General features: G+C 41.5%; 14 protein-coding genes and 1 pseudogene. 8 read left to right on the top strand and 7 right to left on the bottom strand.

Annotated features, from left to right (window positions below; translation table 11 throughout):
* Positions 1-191 precede the first annotated feature (191 nt).
* On the top strand, positions 192-1,886 hold the full coding sequence (gene aspT, locus HMPREF9007_RS13960) for an aspartate-alanine antiporter (RefSeq protein WP_008761410.1): 1,695 nt from the start codon (positions 192-194) through the stop codon (positions 1,884-1,886).
* A gap of 60 nt (positions 1,887-1,946) precedes the next feature.
* On the top strand, positions 1,947-3,575 hold the full coding sequence (gene aspD / locus HMPREF9007_RS13965) for an aspartate 4-decarboxylase (RefSeq protein WP_032850359.1): 1,629 nt from the start codon (positions 1,947-1,949) through the stop codon (positions 3,573-3,575).
* Positions 3,576-3,581: 6 nt separating this feature from the next.
* On the opposite strand, the gene HMPREF9007_RS13970 is transcribed toward aspD, so the two are convergent.
* Positions 3,582-5,690 carry an outer membrane beta-barrel family protein gene (locus tag HMPREF9007_RS13970; protein ID WP_008761408.1) on the bottom strand — a complete coding sequence of 703 codons (2,109 nt, stop codon included), beginning with the start codon at positions 5,688-5,690 and terminating at the stop codon, positions 3,582-3,584.
* A 405-nt stretch (positions 5,691-6,095) separates the two neighbouring features.
* Here HMPREF9007_RS13970 and HMPREF9007_RS28075 point away from each other — a divergent pair, with 405 nt between their 5' ends.
* The gene (locus HMPREF9007_RS28075) at positions 6,096-6,227 is read left to right on the top strand and encodes a hypothetical protein (protein WP_346962712.1); all 132 of its coding nucleotides are present in this window, start codon (positions 6,096-6,098) and stop codon (positions 6,225-6,227) included.
* A 793-nt stretch (positions 6,228-7,020) separates the two neighbouring features.
* Here HMPREF9007_RS28075 and HMPREF9007_RS0124975 read toward each other — a convergent pair.
* From HMPREF9007_RS0124975 to HMPREF9007_RS27660, 5 genes and pseudogenes are all read right to left on the bottom strand, one after another.
* Positions 7,021-8,253: a hypothetical protein gene (locus HMPREF9007_RS0124975; RefSeq protein WP_032850358.1), complete on the bottom strand. Its 1,233-nt coding sequence runs from the start codon at positions 8,251-8,253 to the stop codon at positions 7,021-7,023.
* A complete protein-coding gene (locus tag HMPREF9007_RS27670) occupies positions 8,240-9,061 on the bottom strand; it encodes an AAA family ATPase (protein WP_277754659.1) in 822 nt (273 codons plus the stop codon). Before HMPREF9007_RS27670 ends, HMPREF9007_RS0124975 begins: the two co-directional genes overlap by 14 nt.
* The gene (locus HMPREF9007_RS27665; RefSeq protein WP_277754658.1) at positions 9,058-10,329 is read right to left on the bottom strand and encodes a hypothetical protein; all 1,272 of its coding nucleotides are present in this window, start codon (positions 10,327-10,329) and stop codon (positions 9,058-9,060) included. Before HMPREF9007_RS27665 ends, HMPREF9007_RS27670 begins: the two co-directional genes overlap by 4 nt.
* Before the next feature lie 510 nt (positions 10,330-10,839).
* Positions 10,840-11,577, bottom strand: a complete 738-nt coding sequence (locus HMPREF9007_RS13980; protein ID WP_008761406.1) for a hypothetical protein — start codon at positions 11,575-11,577, stop codon at positions 10,840-10,842.
* Between the two features lie 283 nt (positions 11,578-11,860).
* Positions 11,861-12,334, bottom strand: a pseudogene (locus HMPREF9007_RS27660) (transposase).
* 853 nt (positions 12,335-13,187) lie between these two features.
* On the opposite strand from HMPREF9007_RS27660, the gene HMPREF9007_RS13990 reads away from it, so the two are divergent.
* The 3 genes from HMPREF9007_RS13990 (at position 13,188) to HMPREF9007_RS14000 (ending at position 16,149) form a co-directional block, all read left to right on the top strand.
* Complete coding sequence (locus HMPREF9007_RS13990; RefSeq protein WP_008761405.1) at positions 13,188-14,702, top strand: HAMP domain-containing sensor histidine kinase; 1,515 nt, start codon at positions 13,188-13,190, stop codon at positions 14,700-14,702.
* Positions 14,703-14,714: 12 nt separating this feature from the next.
* On the top strand, positions 14,715-15,410 hold the full coding sequence (locus HMPREF9007_RS13995) for a response regulator transcription factor (RefSeq protein WP_008761404.1): 696 nt from the start codon (positions 14,715-14,717) through the stop codon (positions 15,408-15,410).
* A 202-nt stretch (positions 15,411-15,612) separates the two neighbouring features.
* A complete protein-coding gene (locus HMPREF9007_RS14000) occupies positions 15,613-16,149 on the top strand; it encodes a hypothetical protein (protein ID WP_008761403.1) in 537 nt (178 codons plus the stop codon).
* Between the two features lie 150 nt (positions 16,150-16,299).
* On the opposite strand, the gene HMPREF9007_RS14005 is transcribed toward HMPREF9007_RS14000, so the two are convergent.
* Positions 16,300-17,316, bottom strand: a complete 1,017-nt coding sequence (locus HMPREF9007_RS14005; protein ID WP_008761402.1) for an SDR family oxidoreductase — start codon at positions 17,314-17,316, stop codon at positions 16,300-16,302.
* Between the two features lie 248 nt (positions 17,317-17,564).
* Between HMPREF9007_RS14005 and HMPREF9007_RS14010 the strand changes: the two genes are divergently transcribed.
* Positions 17,565-18,467: a helix-turn-helix domain-containing protein gene (locus HMPREF9007_RS14010; RefSeq protein WP_008761401.1), complete on the top strand. Its 903-nt coding sequence runs from the start codon at positions 17,565-17,567 to the stop codon at positions 18,465-18,467.
* A 34-nt stretch (positions 18,468-18,501) separates the two neighbouring features.
* A complete protein-coding gene (locus tag HMPREF9007_RS14015; RefSeq protein ID WP_008761400.1) occupies positions 18,502-19,401 on the top strand; it encodes an AraC family transcriptional regulator in 900 nt (299 codons plus the stop codon).
* Positions 19,402-19,727: the final 326 nt, after the last annotated feature.

The raw sequence follows: 19,727 nt of genomic DNA, 5'->3' as shown, positions 1-19,727 counted from the left end.
TTTTATTTGAAGTGACAAAAGTATAACAAAAAAGCGAAACTGAGAAATTTAAGACGCTCTCTCGTTTACCCGGGACTTCCGCACAATTAATTTATATTTTTAGAAACTATGACGATAACGTACTTAACCCACTAAACTCTTTTTGCACAAGAACTGTTGTTATGAACATAACCTAAACAAGAACAACATATATGGAATGGATTATTAATCAACTCAGGGATCATCCCGAACTTGCCATTTTCCTCACTTTATTCGCCGGCTTCTGGCTAGGCAGATTCAAAATAGGAAAATTTTCGTTGGGAACAGTAACTAGCGTGCTACTGGTCGGAGTACTGGTAGGACAATTAAACATTAGTGTAGACGGCCCGATGAAAGCTGTCTTTTTCCTCCTGTTTTTATTCGCTGTGGGCTATAAGGTAGGTCCGCAATTCTTTCGCGGATTGAAGAAAGACGGATTGCCGCAAGTAGGATTTGCCGTCCTGATGTGCTTTGTCAGCCTCATCGCCCCATGGATACTTGCCAAAATCATGGGCTACCATGTAGGCGAGGCTGCCGGATTGCTGGCAGGCTCACAGACCATTTCCGCAGTAATCGGTGTGGCAAGCGACACGATCAATCAATTAAGCATCAGCGATACGCAGAAAGCGACATTTATCAATGCCATCCCCGTAGCATACGCTGTGACTTATATTTTCGGTACGGCAGGTTCCGCATGGATTCTGGCTTCACTCGGTCCCAAAATGCTGGGCGGACTGGAGAAGGTGAAAGCGGACTGCAAAGAGCTGGAAGCCAAAATGGGAACTTCCGAAGCAGATGAACCCGGATTTTACACCGCCCTCCGCCCCGTCGTATTCCGTGCTTATAAAATAGACAACGAATGGTTCGGCAAAGGAAAAACAGTCAGCGAACTGGAGAACTATCTGGTGGAAAACGATAAACGGCTGTTTGTAGAACGCGTACGGCAAAAGGGCGTCATAGAAGAAGTCACCCCGGATATGCTTCTACAACCGGGCGATGAAGTCGTATTAAGCGGCCGCCGTGAATATGCAATCGGCGAAGAAGACTGGATCGGTCCGGAAGTGATCGACGCCCAACTGCTCGACTTTCCGGCAGAGACGCTTCCGGTAATGGTCACCCACCGCACATTCGCAGGCGAAAAGGTCTCCACGATCCGTGCGCTGAAATTCATGCACGGAGTCAGTATCCGCAGTATCAAGCGAGCAGGCATCAATGTTCCGGTACTCGCTCAGACAGTGATCGACTCCGGTGATATTCTAGAACTGACCGGAACAAAACTCGAAGTAGAAACTGCCGCCAAACAGATGGGCTATATCGATCGCCCCACCAACCAGACAGATATGATCTTCGTGGGACTGGGTATCCTGCTCGGTGGTCTGGTCGGCGCACTTGCCATTCACCTGGGAGGTATCCCGATCAGCCTGTCCACCAGTGGAGGTGCCTTGATCGCAGGACTCGTATTCGGCTGGCTGCGCAGCAAACATCCGACCTTTGGCGGTATCCCCGAACCTTCGTTGTGGGTATTGAATAATGTGGGATTGAATATGTTTATCGCTGTTGTCGGCATCGCTGCCGGACCTAGTTTCGTGACCGGTTTCAAGGAAGTAGGATTCAGCCTGTTTATCGTCGGTGCGCTGGCAACCGCCATCCCTCTTCTCAGCGGACTGCTGATGGGAAGATATCTGTTCAAGTTCCACCCTGCCCTCACACTGGGATGTACAGCCGGAGCACGTACCACAACCGCCGCACTGGGAGCTATTCAGGATGCATTGGGAAGCGACACTCCCGCGTTAGGATACACCGTGACGTATGCAGTCGGTAATACACTACTGATTATCTGGGGAGTAGCCATCGTATTGCTCATGTAAATGTCAGTATAATGAATGTATAGGAAATCAAAATTAAGTATCAAAACAATAAGAACCATTATGGAAAAGAAAACAACTGGCACAGCTATCACCAAGAACTTTGCCAAAAAGATGGAAACGATCAGCCCTTTCGAACTTAAAAACAAGCTCATCGAAATGGCTGACGAGAGTATCAAGAAAATGGCCCATACCATGCTGAACGCAGGACGAGGCAACCCGAACTGGATTGCGACCGAACCGCGTGAAGCATTCTTCCTGTTAGGAAAATTCGGACTTTGCGAATGTCGCCGTGTCCAATCCCTGGAAGAAGGAATTGCAGGCATCCCACAACAGGAAGGAATAGCCGCCCGCTTTGAGGCTTTCCTCAAAGAGAACGAGAAAGAAGCCGGAGTCAGGTTACTGAAAGAAACCTATAATTATATGCTGATGGAGCACGCAGCCGATCCGGACAGACTGGTTCATGAATGGGCGGAATCGGTCATCGGCGACCAGTATCCTGTCCCCGACCGTATCCTGCACTTCACCGAACTGATCGTACAGGATTATCTGGCACAGGAAATGTGCGACCGCCGTCCCCCTAAAGGCACATTCGACCTTTTCGCTACCGAAGGCGGAACGGCTGCCATGTGCTATGTATTCGATTCATTGCAGGAAAACTTTCTGTTGAATCAAGGGGATTCCATCGCCTTGATGATTCCTGTCTTCACGCCCTACATCGAGATTCCGGAATTACGCCGCTATCAGTTCGATGTTACCGAAATATCTGCCGATCAGATGACACCGGACGGGCTGCACACCTGGCAATATAAAGATGAAGATATCGATAAGCTGAAGAATCCGCAGATAAAAGCGTTGTTCATCACCAATCCGAGCAATCCGCCCAGTTATGCGCTGAGTCCGGAGACTGCCGCACGTATTGTCAACATCGTAAAGAATGACAATCCGAATCTGATGATCATTACGGACGATGTGTACGGAACATTCATACCTCACTTCCGTTCGTTGATGGCGGAGTTGCCGCATAATACACTCTGCGTCTATTCCTTCTCCAAGTATTTCGGAGCCACAGGATGGAGAAATGCAGTGATAGCCCTACACGAAGACAACATCTACGACAAAATGATTGCCCGCCTGTCGGAGGAGCAAACAGCAATCTTAAACAAGCGTTATGCAAGCCTCAGTTTACACCCCGAGAAGATGAAGTTTATTGACCGCATGGTAGCCGACAGCCGGCAGATTGCGCTGAACCATACCGCAGGACTCTCGCTGCCCCAGCAAATGCAGATGAGCCTGTTCGCCGCTTTCTCTCTTCTCGACAAGGAAGACCGGTACAAGGCAAAGATGCAGGAAATCATCCACCGTCGACTGCATGCACTCTGGGACAGCACCGGCTTCACGTTGATAGAAGACCCGCTGCGTGCCGGATATTATTCGGAAATCGACATGCTGGTATGGGCGAAGAAATTCTACGGTGACGAATTTGTAGACTATCTGCAAAAGACCTACAATCCGCTCGACGTTGTTTTCCGCCTTGCCAACGAGACTTCGCTCGTCCTGCTGAACGGCGGCGGATTTGCCGGACCGAAATGGAGTGTCCGTGTTTCGCTCGCCAATCTGAACGAAGCCGATTACGTAAAAATAGGACAAAGTATCAAGCGCGTACTGGATGAGTATGCAGAAAATAGGTAATACTTATTATTTAAAGCGGGAAGTATCCACCTCTTCCCGCTTTTTCTCCTTGTATCCTCCGAATTTGTAGTTGAAGGAAATACCGAAGGCACGGGTAGTCTTCATATAGTGATTCTTCACATTCTGTTGTCCGAAACGGACATTAGTCGAAATGGTGGAAGTATTAAATATGTCGTCGCATTTCAAGGTCAGTTGTGCTTTTCCCTTTGCGAAAGTATAGCGCAGGGCCGCATCCAGATTTCCCGAACGGGGAAGGTCGAAAATGCCTTGTATCGCTTTGTTCTGATAAAATCCGCTTAGAGTAAACTTCAAATCGGGTTTGGTGGAGAGAGTGAAGGTATTGTTCATTGTCAATACAAACGTATACAGTTTGCGGTCGAACGGGATATCCCAGAAATCACTGTCTTTCTGACGGTAACGAAAGCCGATTGCCGTGATGCGGGAGTCCAGCCATTTCTTCACTTTAAAGGGAACTACCATTACCAAGCCCGCCTGTTCCGAGAAGTCGAAGTTAAAGCATTTATAGATCTCGACCAGACGTTCCGGAGACTGGTAAAGCGTCTGCATTTCCTTGTTTTTCGTGCGGCTGTAATAGGCGGTCAGCACATATTTACCTTTTAATATATAGCTAATGTTAGCTTCGTAATTGGTTGCCGGTTTAAGGAAGGGATTTCCCTGAATTTCGGAATAAGCGCCCATGTAGGAAGTGGAGTTCTGCATACTCCAGTATTCCGGATATTCTTTGTCGCTGCTCAATGAAAATTGCAGGATATGTCCCGGAGCAGGCAAATAAGTCAGGTTGGCAACCGGATACAGGCTCCATTCGTTCCACATATCCGTATGATATTGCTCGGCAGCCAGAGAGACATCCGCTGAAAGTTTCTCACCAAAGCTCTTGCTGAGTCCGGCATAAAAGTTCAACGTCTGCTCGCGACGACGGGATTGCATGTTGTTGTCCGGCAGTAAAGTTTCCGTTTCGGGATCGAAATACATTTGATAACTATTGTCCAATGCGGTCGTATAAGCAACACCATAATTCAATCCCCAGTCTGCGCCCAAAGTATGTTCTTGTCCGGCATAGAAACGCCATTGGTTGATCCGTTGGTTATCTTTGCTCAGGAAGTTCAGTGTTTCTTCTCCCAGTGTGCTGTAAAGCAGCTGACTGCCGGGAGCATGATAATAGGTAAATTCCGCTCCGGCTTTCAGTCCGAAAGGAGTCTGATAGTCGAGTTTGGCATTATGGAGCTGTCCTTCCGAGTGCGAATCGGTGACCGAGTTCTGCGCACCGGTGACTGTGGCGTAAGGTTTGACATCGGTGAAAGCAGTGGTATAAACCAAGCTCAGCAAATGCTTGTCGGTAAAGGCATAGTCCATCCCAAGGCGTATCTGGTGATTGTTGTGGCGGGAAGTAGTGATATCATACATATTCATCGGATGCACCGAACCGTCGGCGAGCGTGTGAAGCGCTTCCTTGTCTGTCTCCCTCCGTTCGCGGCTGTAAGAGTAAGAGTAGAGAAGATCAGCAGAAAATTTGCGTCCGGAGTATAGAAGGCTCGCACGCTCTGCCAGAGATTCGTAGTGTAATTGGCTGTAGGCAGTATATAGTTCTCCCTGAAGAGAAGGTTCTTTTCCCATGCCCGAAGTCAGTATCAGATTGATCATCGGTCCGCGCACCTGATAACGTGCCGGAGCGGAATACATCACTTCCGCCTTTTCAATCCGACTGACGGGCATTGATTTCAGCAGGTTGCTTAATTGCTCTACAGAGAGGGTGGTCACTTTTCCGTTGATAACCACAGTGACCGGCTGCCCTCCCAACATCAGGGCATCATTCATGGAGACAACTCCCGGCAGGTTCTTTACCGCATCATAGGCATTGTCTACCGGCAGGCTGCCGACCAGTCTCGGAACGTCGTATACCAGTTTCCCCTGTTCGGCTTTTACTACCGGACGTTCGCCGGTGATCATGACTTCGGGAAGTTCCCGATACAGGCTGTCTATATAGGCTACATTTTTTACGCTGTCGGCAGGTTCCTGCGCTGTCTGTACCTGCTGTGCAGAAGCGTACATCCAATACATGAAAAGTAACAAAAGCAGTAAATAAGTTCGTTTCATATCGCATTTATTTTTGAGTATGCTGCAAAATACGGGAGAAAAAACGAAACTTTACGTTATCGCCGGCTTATCTAGTGTTATTTAGTCTTATCGCCAATTATCAAACAAAACAAAGAAAAGCAAGGTAGTATTAGCATTAACAGACTGATTAATAGCACTATGCCTCATTTAAGAAGATAGGCTTCAAAAGCCCCAATAAGCCTGTTTCGAATAAGTTTCAGTTACCAAATCGTTACCTATTTAAGAAATCAGTCACTGGCAACAAACAGATAATATACTTTATTTCAATACATTACAAAGCAACATTTTATTACACTGCTTCGTTTTTCATAGAGAACCAAAGAAAGTACTAATTTTATCACCTCAAAAAAGTTCTTATTGTAAGAGAAGAAATCGACATTCAAGGTGCTATTCTATTTAAAGAAAAATGCACCTAAAAAAGACAAGACAGTACCCATCACGCTCCGCACCACTATTGATGGAGTTGAGAAAACAAGAAGCGCAAAAATTAACGTAAAACCCGACTATTGGGGATAAAGCAAAAATATGGAATGATATTTTAGACTTCTCTTTCCACAGTAATTTTCATCGGATATTCTTTCCTATGAAGAATTCTTTCAAAGGCTGTCTGAAGTTAGATAGCAGCCTTTGTTTTTATCTGTACGATTATGTTTCTGTCTCACATAATCTCAAAGCTAGTACAGATCTAAAGAAAACGATCAATCTTCTCTTCCGTATGAAAGGGGACCATATCGTTTCCCTTACAGCAAAACTCTTCTCGTTAGCTATGAGCCGCATCTATATCATCACAGATAAGAAGGACACCTCGATTTTAATTTCGATTCCAGCATACCCGCAACAGGCACATGCTACGATTTTCATATTTCTGCCATCTGCTGTCCGAAAAAACGGGTATCAGGAACAGCTACAATGCCATCCAAATAGAATCCGGCCGAGAAGAGCTCAAAGGTATCCGTAGTGTAGACAAAATTTTCAATCTGAAATTCAATCCATCATTATTCTGCGACAAGCAAGTTATACTCATCGAGATATCCTTAATTCCAAAACCAGCTTTATCCAAATCAAAAAAAACTTATCAACTTGAGCGCACAATATCAGTCATTTTTTTTTACATTAAAAAACAACAGAGGAAGAGTAAGCCGGTAGACTGACGCTTCCCCCTCAAGGAAACTATCATAAATAAAGTTTTCTATTTAATGTTTACTTTGGACTTTATACATTCAAATGCCCAAATAGCAGCCTGATATAGAAAATTAGCTGATTCAGAATGCCTTTTCAGAATCGGATTAATAAGATTATGGGTTCAAGGTTATTTCTTGAACCCTTTGATTATATCCTTTTTCATTTTAGCGAAACATCGGTTATTATCAGACATAAATTTCTCTCCGAAAAGATCCTCCTTTATTTTTTCTTCCGTATAGCAGGTATCAGGATCACTTTTAGCAAAAACATTGTGCAACATCTTTATTTGCGCCGGAGAATAATCTTGTAAAAGATCAAATAACCGCAACGCTTCACCTTTGTGATAGTTGTAGCGTTCCCGAAGGTGAAACATATCAACAGATTTTTGGTATAAGGGATTATTATAATGAAATGTGATTTTAAAATCATCCGGACGTGCCTGACTATTAAGTATTGCGAATGTGTCTTTGGGGGTTACAGAGATTTCAACGGAATTGTCAAAATTATAAGTGGAACTAGTCGGACTAAGCGAACTCATTTCCGTTGCATCTTTACCCAATACCCCAGTACCCTTTAATCGCTCATTACATATCGGACAACTTGGCACAAAGTTAAATAACGAAAGCCCTACAATCGGACATCTGCTTTTCGACAACACATGATCCAAATCGTAATGATTTCTTTTATGGTTCTCTACTTGTTGGCTCTTCTTAATAACCGAAGATTGCCAAATAGATAGTGCATCGAATTTTCCTAGATTACCGGAATAAGGACGATTTTTCATCACTGTTTTTGCACTTTTCAAGGAAATAGGCTGTCCGTCTGCTTTGGGTATAAAATAAGCCAAATCTTCAAGAGAAGCTTTATCTAATAGCTCTTCCACATTTTGAAATAACATTTTATATCCGTAGGCATTTATATAAGAAATCTCACAATAATGACAGGTATGAATTTTCAATTTATCCGCACGTCTCATAAAGAAAGCGGAAATATCTGGCTGAAACCTTCTGATATTACTCGTTATCTCATCTTCTCCGGCTTCTTCTTCACCACTCTTTTTCTTGGTAGTTCTGGAATAGTGAAAAATCGCTTCTAAATCTCTGCATTCCTCTGATGATATTTTTGTCGTCTCTACAAGTTTCGTGAAATCACAATACAATTTTGCCAAAAAATCAAAGTCAGCGATCAGAATATCATCTATATTGTCATTATACAAATCAGGCTTAGAGCTTATTTTTCGCAATTTATCTCGCAATGGCTCCCATAGCTTTTGCATCTCACTTCTTTCCTTGTCAAATATTTGAAGATATTCCTTTTTCAAAGTGGCAATATCTTCTGGTCTATATTCAATTCTTCTCATCTTTTTCTAACTCAGCTATCTGGTTGTCGATATTCTTCAATTTAGACTCAGTTTCCTCACGTTCACGATGCAACTTCTGCAATGGAGTTTCCTCAAGTGAATATAATTCATTGAGCATTCTGTGAATAGTTGATTTCAGATAGGGATCTGCTATGATATTTTCCACATAACAGTAATAATCTTTATTGTCAGACAAATCCTTTAGGACACGTTCCCTATCTTCATCTCTTTTGCCATAAAGTGTGATAATACGATCAAGCGCTTCACGAGCAATTTCCCCCATTGGGTATTTCATAAAGAAATGGCTTTGGAGGATTTCATGAATATTTGCGCTGAATGTCTGCTGCATCTTTTTAACATGACGCCCATCTTCCAAATAGAGGATGTTCTCAAGCGGAACATCACTCAAGACAAAGGGTGAATGTGTCACAATTATAATGTTGATAGAACGTATTTTACGGCGATCTATATGGCACCAAGAAATCATTTTTAATAACTCTGAGACAAAGCTACGTTGGAATTCTGGATGGAAATAAAGCTCCGCTTCATCGAATATCAAATTTATATGACGATAAGGCACTCTATATTCATCTTTTTTGACACTTTGTATATTCTTTATGTGATAAATCACATAGCTAAGATTAAACAACATTTGTTTTTCCCCACTACTGAGCCGGGATAATCTAATCTCTTCTTTTATTTTCTTCTTTGTTTCACTTACTTGAACTCTTCGGTGTAATGTCATATCACAAAAGAAAAAAGGAGGAGGCAATAATTTGAAAACCTGATCGTAAGTGTCATATTTCATCTTTTTTTATCCTCGCTCGATAAAAACTGATTGTCAAAATCAAGGTTATATTTAATAAATTCCTTTGCATTGACTGTTATTGGATTTTCTACAGCCAGGTAGCCCCGCTTCAAAAAGGTAAGACACTGATTAATTTTTAGTGTAATATGATTATCCTCTTCAAGAGAGCGGATCTTGTCAATTATCATATTAACTTGTTCTTTACTGATAGAAGATGCATCCGAGAATAATTTAATGTTTATTATTCGACCAAAACTCTCATAGGTCATACATATTTTCAGAGTTTTATATCCAAGATAAAATAATATTGTTTCTTCAACAATGGGGTTATTATTATGTGCACATTTAAATTCCTTATTTATAATATCTTTCCAACAATTGGAAAATGAATTAATAAGAGAATCCACATTAGAAGAACTCAATTTTTTCCTTACTTTGTTCTTATAAATTTTTAGGGTATCATTTTTATAATTCTGATTGAAACAATATTCCAGCTCTAATGGTCTGTAGCCATTGATAAATGCCTTATTTTGGGATTCAAAAAGTAAGAAGAGAGTCATAAGGCGTTGACGTGCCAATTCTTTTTCATTAGTGACATCAATAATTCCACCTTCTTGTCTATACGGAGTCATTGTTATTGGTGCGAGATATCCATCATTCTTGTGAAAAAGTCCATAAAGCCATTTACCCTCATTACTTGAATTTTTACCAGTTTGAATATCCAAAGAATCATAGTCATCATCATTTAGTGAGTAAATACTATAATTCGTACTGATGGTATAGAAGAAGCTATCTAGTATGTTATAGCTTCTACGTAATGGACCTCTAACCTCGTTAGGTTGCCCGTCTTTATTGATTCCATAAAAATAGTGAACATGGTCATCTTTATTAAGTATGGAACCCACTGTTCCGTCCGTTTCGAAATACAGCTGCGCATCAAGACCTTCAGCAAACGTCAATTTACGTCCTTTATAGTCCTCACTATTAGGCAATAATTCACTGGCGAAGTTATTAATGATACGGAATAGCATTTCAAGTAGTGTCGATTTACCTGAACCGTTCGCACCGACTACACAACTTACACTTATGGTTCTTGGCAATGGATCACAGGTCTGATATAAGTTTTCAGCCATTGATCCTGGCTTACGCCATTCATAATTATTTTTCCAAACAGGTTCAACAAAGTTACCGAACGGATACCAACCTGGTTGAAGGTTTTTGATCACATTCTCTTTTCCACCATCTAAACGTATTCCTATAATATGCATAAATTTAAAGTTATTAATCTTCGTAATCAAATAATTAATAAAGCTGGAAATATTCTATTTTAACAAAATTAGCATTTTTAATCTCTACATGGAATTATTTTGAAGATTTTCATATCTATTATTTTTCAGCCTATTGGTTTCAAGTGATCATTTCCCGTTTTCCTAAAAAGACCTAAATTCCTAACTATGCAGATTTAGAGAATTCAAAATCCCGACAATGTCATAACTGGCCTCTGACTTCTTTAGTCATTATTTTGGAGTTAATAGCAATATTCAAATCTTCTCTGACTGTTGACTAATATCACTTCCAACCTGCACATTATTTTTTTGTTCTACGATAATAGGTACTTCTGTTTCTTCTTTTTGCAGAATAGATATTTATTTCACCAATAAATCCCATAGGTTATGATTATTAAGGTTGTACATATAATAAACTTCATCAGAATGTTCTCTGTTTATCTTTAATATTCAATACATCGTAGTCTTTTATGACTATTGGTATCCACTTTCTTAGGGTGCATACTTTATTTTTTCCCAGTCCCCGATCGTAATATCACCATCGTGCCGCTCAAATTTCCCGTCCAATTCCTGAACTACCTGTGCACATTCCGAATCCCGATTCAAATCAATGGATTTCTTAAATATCAAAGAGTGAGATTTTACGCAAATATAGAATGTCAGGCGGCTGCAATTATTCTTACATTTATCAGATGACCAAACATTTCTGATAGAGTCCTTGTATTTGTCAATGACGACGGGGAGCGTTCCCCTATCAATATTTTTCAAAACATGAACGAAATAATTATCGCCATTCTCTTTGATTAACTTTAGAATATCTTTTTCAATGTGCTTTAATGGGGCATTATGAGCCTTGAACTCTATCAGATTGGTCCGTTCTAGTTTTGAGTTATAAAGGCACACGTCAATACTTGCCGAGCAATAACCATCCATCTTGTTTTCTCCAGTCACGATGGGTTGAATATCCTTAAAACGATATTTCCTAACTGTTGGTACTTCTACCGCATAGTAACCGTCAAAGTCCTTTGCATTGTCGATGACACGTACAAACAAGAAACGTATCTCCTGTTCACTTATTCTCCTTCGATCCCTTTCATCATCATTCGATTTTAAAGGAAAAACGAGTTTCAATCCAGATTTTTTTGCCAAAGGAAGATTACCTTCTTCGCCTGCTAACATGAATTGCCCCAAAGATGTTTCCAATAAAAACTCTATTAATTGCGTATTCATAATGTATTAAATAATATGTTAATAGTAAGCAGTTATATACAACTCTACACTAGCCTTATTACTATAACTTTTAGTTATACCGGAGGAAAATCCTCCGGTACTTTAATTAGTCGCTAAGATAACAAATTATTTGCATGTCATCAATATAAATAGAAAAAATAGAAAAGCACTAATACCTAGTACAATTTTCCCGCTAGTACTCATAAGCTCTTCCGCTTTCCTTTTCTCTTCTTCTTTTATTCTAAGATTATTGTAGTAACCTTATTTTCCTCTTTTCCCATAATTAAGCTATGTTTCGCAACAGTAAATCAAATCTTTGAGAATCGATATTATTCCGGGGATTAAATCGGAAAACAAATTCATCAATATATTTCTTTCTTACATGATAGTATACCCTAAATATCATTCTCTTGAAATGTAACCATACATTTTCTATTCCATTTGTACTAATAACGTCTCTGTCCTCGTTAACATAGGTTGTTCCATAATAGTTCTTACTATGGTCTACATCTCTCTCTGTTAGTAATCAATATTAATATCTGAATAACCTACTCCATCGGTATAAATAACATTTCCCTTTGTTACATATTCATTTATAACGGAAAGAAATGTATCACCATGAATATTAAACAACTTTAGCAATAACTTTACCACTTTTTTCCAATATTCCAAATACAGGAACTTTTTCCTTATAACTACGTCTCTGACATTTCTCTACTTTCTTGTCCTTATGTCTGTTCTTGTTTTTTCTACCCATAAACACTTCATCAATTTCAGCCTCACCTGATAAGGTGTGATTATTCTCCATTCCCATATTTTATCTAATTTTATAAAGCATTTTCTACACACTCTTCTGCGTAATTTTAAATCTTTTGTCAATTGACATGAAGAAATACCCCGTTTATGAGACAAACACAACATCATAGCATAAAAACAGACTCCATAGGTTACTTCGTGTTGCAAAGAAGTTCCGGTCTTGACATCAAAAGATTTTTTAGTATTCTTATACTTGTATTTTCCATTACTACACTTATAGACCTTAGAAGTTTATCATAAGGAGAAATAACTTTATCTCCCCACCGCATCTTCTCAAAGTATCTGATGTAACTTTCTTCATCGGGAAAGTTTTCAGATAAAGTTAAAAGGGTAATATATCTATTCATAACATCAATTTAAACATACTAAAATTCAACGATATATGCAAGTAATTCACAATATATTTAGTGGAATGTTCTTCGCAAGGATGGTAAAAAACATCTTTGCAGAACATATAGAACTATTACCATAAATCACAAGAAGTATATTTGTCACATGAAAAAATAAAAGAAAACATTAAAGCTTTAGATAGAAGTTGATAATATTTTAATGCAATTAAAAGACATATCCCAAAAGAATAAAATAATATAGAATGCGATTTGTTATGCGGTGTTAGGTCGTATATAAATGCCTAAATCTATCTAAAAAAAAAGCTCGTTACTAAGTCGTTACCTATTCTTTTTTCATTTTTTACAGATAGATACCTAAGCAACAGACTGTTAATTCCACCTTTTAGTGTTATTTAGTCTTATCAAAGAGAAGAAAAATAACAGTTTCATACTATCTTTGTCCGTATGAAACTACCGTTGAAACATATCATTATCCTTGTCATCTGCTCGCTGACAGGCATCTTTGTTTACCAGACATATTGGCTGACAGGGCTTTACCGCACGATGAAGCAGGAAATGAACAATAATATCAAAGACGCCATGCGTACGAGCGACTTTAATGAAATCGTGCTTCGCGTCAACGAACTGCAAAAGGATAATGTGGAACATGGTTCGGTCACCGTTTCCGCCGGATATGGTGCAGACGGCAAGTCGCTGGTGACAAGCCAGACTGTCTCTTATACAGACAGTACCTACAAAGACACCCTGCATACACGCACGGAAACAGCAGTAGATACCCTGGCCGTCAATGACAATGATCCGGATGCCAGCGCCGTTGCCTCCAGCGAAAGCGGACTCGATGTATTATTAAAGAGACAGGACTCGATGAAAGAACTCATACTCAGCGTCCAACAAGGTATGCACTCCGGCGTGGACACCTACATCGACATCAACCTGCAAAAATATGACAGTCTACTGACCGATGTACTGAAAGCACACAACATAGATGTGCCTCACCGTACCTTATATATATACAGCGGAGCCACTCAGGATTCATCCCAGACATTCATAGATACACTGGGCATCGCAGGAGACAGCACCTATATCCCCAGCCCGAAAGCCATCCGCTACGATTACGAATTCAACAGGCATCACAGTCAACGCTACCAACTGATAATGGAACCCATCACCTCCCTGGTATGGAAACAAATGACCGGCATCCTGGTCACTTCATTTGTCATCTTCCTCATCCTCGGATTTTCCTTCTGGTTTCTCATCCGGACACTGCTGAAACAAAAGACGCTGGAAGAAATGAAGAGCAATTTTACGAACAACATCACGCATGAGTTAAAGACCCCGATTGCCGTGGCGTATGCCGCCAACGATGCGCTGCTGAATTTCAACCAGGCGGAAGAAAAAAGCAAACGTGACCAATATCTGCGCATCAGCCAAGAACAGCTACAGCGCTTGAGCGGACTCGTCGAACAGATTCTTTCCATGAGCATGGAAAGCCGCAAGACGTTCAGACTGCACCCCGAAGAGATTTGTCTGAAAGAACTGATTACTTCTTTAATAGAGCAGCACCAGCTAAAAGCGGATATCCCCGTACACATAACACTGGAAACAGAACCGGAAGCACTGACGATAGTAGCCGACCGCACTCATTTCAGCAATATCATCAGTAACCTGATAGACAATGCCGTGAAATATTCGAAACAAGAAGCAGAGATTATGATTCAGTGCCGCCAAACGGGGGAAACAGTGACTATCACCGTCTCCGATCATGGAATAGGTATTCCGCTTGACAAGCAGAAACATATATTCGACAAATTCTATCGCGTTCCGACCGGAAATCTTCATAACGTGAAAGGATACGGCTTAGGACTTTTCTATGTCAAAAGCATGGTCGAAAAACATGGAGGCACCATCACCGTCAAAAGTGAATCCGGCAAAGGAAGTACATTTACCATTACTATCTAAAACATCAAAAACATGAGCAAAAACGACATTACAGTATTGTTGGTGGAAGACGAACTGACACTCGCCATGATTATCAAAGATACGCTCGAGGAAAACGGTTTTACCATCCATACCGCCTCCGACGGCGAAGAAGGATTGCATCTTTTCTTTGAACTTCGGCCGGACGTGCTGGTGGCCGATGTGATGATGCCCAAAATGGACGGCTTCGAAATGGTACGCCGCATCCGGCAGACGGACAAGCAGACACCTGTACTGTTTCTGACTGCCCGTTCGGCCATCAACGATGTAGTGGAGGGGTTCGAGCTTGGGGCAAACGATTATCTGAAAAAGCCTTTCGGCATGCAGGAACTGATCATACGTATCAAGGCGCTGATGGGAAAAGCGTTCAGCTTCACGGAGACAAAAGTATCCAGCCGTTTTGAGATAGGAAGTTATCTGTTCGATCCGGTCGCGCAGACATTGCTGCATGCCGGAGTGAGACAGGAACTCTCCCACCGCGAGTCGGAAATACTGAAACGGCTTTGTGAGAACCGGAATCAGGTGGTCAATACGCAGGACGTTCTGCTGGAACTTTGGGGAGATGACAGTTTCTTCAATTCCCGGAGTCTGCATGTGTTCATCACGAAACTGCGGCATAAGTTGTCGCAGGATGAGCAAATACGTATCGTCAATGTGCGGGGAATTGGCTATAAACTCATTGCAAGCTAAGCTCTAAAATAGTGTCACTATCCTACTGGTATAGTGTCACTATCCCCACAGGATACTTACACTATCTTAGTGGGATAGTGACACCATCCCGACGAGACAGCGGCACACTCCTTTTTAAAGGATTTTTCTCTAAGAAAACATAACGGAAGCAGGCAGTCAGACTAAAAATCTCTATCTTTGTCATCAATCAACCTTTACGAAGATGAGAAAACTGATTCTATTTCTTTCGCTGATATTATCGGTCGGTTTTGCATCCGCACAGTCGGAAGTTCCTTCCGATAGTATTCGTCGTGCTCCGTCGAGCAATATAAAGGAATTCGGTGGCTTCCTGCTCGATATGGGATTAATGAATGTGGCCCCTCCCAAACTTCCGAAATTCAGTCTCGATGTACCGGATGTGAGTAAAGACTATAATCAGATATTCCGTCTGAATACAGACGCGACCTATACGCAGGGATTCACCGACGCATTTTCTTCCCCTTTCTCCGGTTTCGGATATGGGTATGGCTGGGGATTGTCGTCTTCACCGCAGTTCATGCAGATGGGTACCTTCAAACTGAAAAACGGATGGAAAATCAATACATACGGAGACTATGACAAAGACGGATGGAAAGTGCCCAACCGTAGTGCCATGCCTTGGGAGAAGAATAATTTCCGGGGAGCATTCGAACTGAAGTCCTCCAATGGTAATTTCGGTATCCGGATAGAGGTTCAGCAGGGACGGAACGGTCTTTATTAACTACGCTACTCATTATGATCGACTTGTTTCGGCTATTAGCATATCCTGATTAGCTATTAGCATAATCCGATTAGCTAATAGCTAATCAGGATATGCTAATAGGATATTTCAATCATCAATAACAAGATGAGTCACTTATTCAACTAACGTTTATTCTGCTTCAAAAGCTCTGTCTGCCGCAGCCATCGCGTCGGCTACACGGTCGCACCATGAATCGAACTCCGGATCAGGAGTCTGTGTTTCGGGGTGCGAAAGCATATATTGCACTGACTGTCTTAAACCGTCCGCCATCGAAGTTGTACAGATAAAGTCCGGCACAAGGCGTTTTATTTTCGAATTATCAAAGACTACCGTTGCGGCTTTGTCCCCCAGCAGTTCGCCCCGAAAGTCATAGTTCCCGCTATGTCTCGCAAGAAAATCGGAAGCCACATGGAGTGCGTTCAGAGGTTTCCCCAGCGCATCGGCAATGGTTTGATAAATCTGATTCCAAGTCATACTCTCATCTGTGGTGATATGGAAGGCATTCCCGATGGCATGAGGGTTAGCCATCAGTCCTACGTATCCTTTGGCAAAATCTTTGGAATGTGTCAGTGTCCACAAGGAACTTCCGTCACCGGGGATAATAACCGGTTTCCCGTCAAGGATACGTTTAAGTATCTGCCAGTTCCCCTTATTTCCATGCAGGCTTACAGGAGGTTTCGTTCCATTATACGTATGGCTGGGACGGACAATCGTAATCGGGAAACCGCTGGTACGGTATGCTGTCATCAACACTTCTTCGGCGGCAATCTTATGCCGTGAATATTGCCAGTAAGGATTCACTAAAGGGGTACTTTCCGTAATACGGTAATCAGCCAACGGTTTTTGGTAGGCGGATGCACTGCTGATAAAAATATATTGTTTCGTCTTATTACGGAACAGACGGATATCACGTTCTACATCTTCTGCCGTGTAAGCGATGAACTGAGCTACAACATCATAACTTTCATCTGCAATAGCTTTCGCCACAGCTTCCTCATCGTGAATGTCGGCAGTGATACTGCCCACACCTTCCGGCAGTTTTTTTGAGCCCCGGTTAAGCAGTGTTATCTCCCACCCTCTCTGTTGAGCCAATTCTACTACATCGGTACTAATCGTACCGGTTCCTCCAATGAATAATGCTTTCATAAAACAAGTCTTTTTAAATTCGCAGGAACAAATATATTAATTCTACTATTCACATCCCTTGATTATCCCGTTTTTTTGTTTCCGACACGCTGATATTTAGCTGGAAAAAGTGAGTTTGCCTCCTACTGCCCGCCGACATTGTATACAAATTACTGAATCTTATACCCAAATTACTGTTTTGCAAATCCGGAATGAGAAAGATACATTTAAAAGCTTTATCTTTGTGACAGATCAAAACTGTAAGCCGTATGGAAGAAATAACAAAAATTGAAAGCATTGACCAGTATGACCAACTGTTCGGACTAGAGACCTTGCACCCGCTGGTAAACGTGATCGACTTCTCGAAAGCGACAAAGACGGTAGACTACTATCGTATGAATATCGGATTCTACTCTCTGTTTCTGAAAGACGCAAAATGTGGCGATCTCAGATATGGACGGAAGTATTATGACTATCAGGAAGGAACCGTTGTCTGCATGGCTCCGGGACAGGTTATCGGGATAGATAACCGCAAGCAGACACCTGTTCGTACAAAATCTATCGGTCTTTTATTTCATCCCGATTTAATCCGGGGAACTTCTTTAGGGCAGAACATCAAACACTATAGTTTCTTCTCTTACGAAGTGAATGAAGCACTGCATCTCTCCGAACAGGAAAGGGAAATCGTGACCGACTGTATCCACAAAATACAAATCGAACTGGAACATGCCATCGACAAACACAGCAAGCAGCTCATTGTCCGCAATATAGAACTATTGCTCGACTATTGCATGCGCTTCTATGAACGGCAATTCATCACCCGTAATCAGGCAAATAAAGATATCATCGTGAAGTTCGAACAGTTATTGGACGAATATTTTCAGAATCAGACTGCACTTACCGAAGGACTTCCTTCTGTAAAATACTTTGCGGACAAGGTCTGCCTTTCTTCCAATTACTTCGGAGACCTGATCAAGAAAGAAACAGGAAAAACGGCACAGGAATATATCCAGCACCGGATCATAGAACTTGCCAAAGAACGGATATTAGAAGGCAGCCAGACGGTCAGCCAGATTGCGTATGAACTGGGGTTCCAGTATCCGCAGCATTTCAGTCGGTTGTTCAAGAAGAATGTCGGATGTACGCCAAACGAATATAAGCAACAGAACTAAAAACAGCTCCACTAATCAGGATATTAGTTACGTCATGGGAGATAAAGTACTTAAGATAGGAAGTGTGCATCAATGTAATTGCTGCATGGGGAGTAAGACGCTGCACCCTCTGGTCAGTGTCATCGACCTTTCAAAAGCCGATTTATCCTCCCATACGGATTTCAAATTCGGATTTTACACGATTCTGTTGAGCGAATGCAAATGTGAAGCCTACAGATACGGACATCAGTACTACGACTTCTCGGACGGGACACTTCTCTGTCTGACTCCCGGCGAGTCAATCAGTATGAAGGATAGTGACAACACACGTCCTTCCAAAGGATGGATACTGGCGTTTCATCCCGACTTGATCTGCGGCACTGTGCTTGGAGCGAACATTCGTGACTATACTTTCTTCTCTTATCGTCCCGAAGAAGCACTGCATGTTTCATTACGTGAAAAGCAGGTCATACTGGAACTTCTGGATAAAATAAATGAAGAATTGCAACGCTGTATCGACTGCTATAGTCAGAAGATCATTTCCAAATACATCGAACTACTGCTTGATTATTGCGAACGCTTCTACGAACGCCAGTTCATCACACGCAATGAGGCTAACAAAAAGATTATCGAACGGTTTGACCGTCTTTTGGATGATCATTTCAATACTATACAAAGTCAGTCTTCCGATCTTCCCACTATTGAGGAGTGCGTCAGAGTACTTCGTCTTTCTCCCGCATATTTCAATGATTTGCTGGAATATGAAACGGGGAAATCGTACAAAGAATATCTTCAGTTCAAGCGTTTCGAAATAGCTAAAGAGTGGTTGATAAATACAGATAAAACACTCAGCCAGATAGCGCAGGAACTCGGTTTCCGGAATCCGCAATATTTCAGCCGCCTGTTTAAGAAGATCACCGGTTGTTTGCCGAATGATTTCAAGATGCCTAACTGACTTTTCTCTTAATAAAAATAGAATTGAGAATTCAAATTCTTAATCAATGTTATAAAACATACTATTTTTCTTGGATAATTTGCAAAGTTCACAGAAGTCCGTATCTTTGCAATGTGTTTTTCATAGTATTAGATTTAAGGTTAACAAAGGTTGGAGCAAGGCGTTGCTCCTTTTTTTATGTCCATACGTGAGCTATTGGACTTTCGTATATAGTAGAATTACGTTATTTTTCAGTAGATTTGCAGTAACACTTGAAAAGGATACATTCAGATTATATTCTGAATATATAAATCAAAAAGTGCTCTTTTTTACGTTATATATTCAAG

The organism is Bacteroides sp. 1_1_14 (assembly GCF_000162515.1).
GTDB lineage: Bacteria > Bacteroidota > Bacteroidia > Bacteroidales > Bacteroidaceae > Bacteroides > Bacteroides thetaiotaomicron.
Note: the sequence above shows the minus strand (reverse complement) of the source record. Positions and strands in the feature narration are given on the sequence as shown.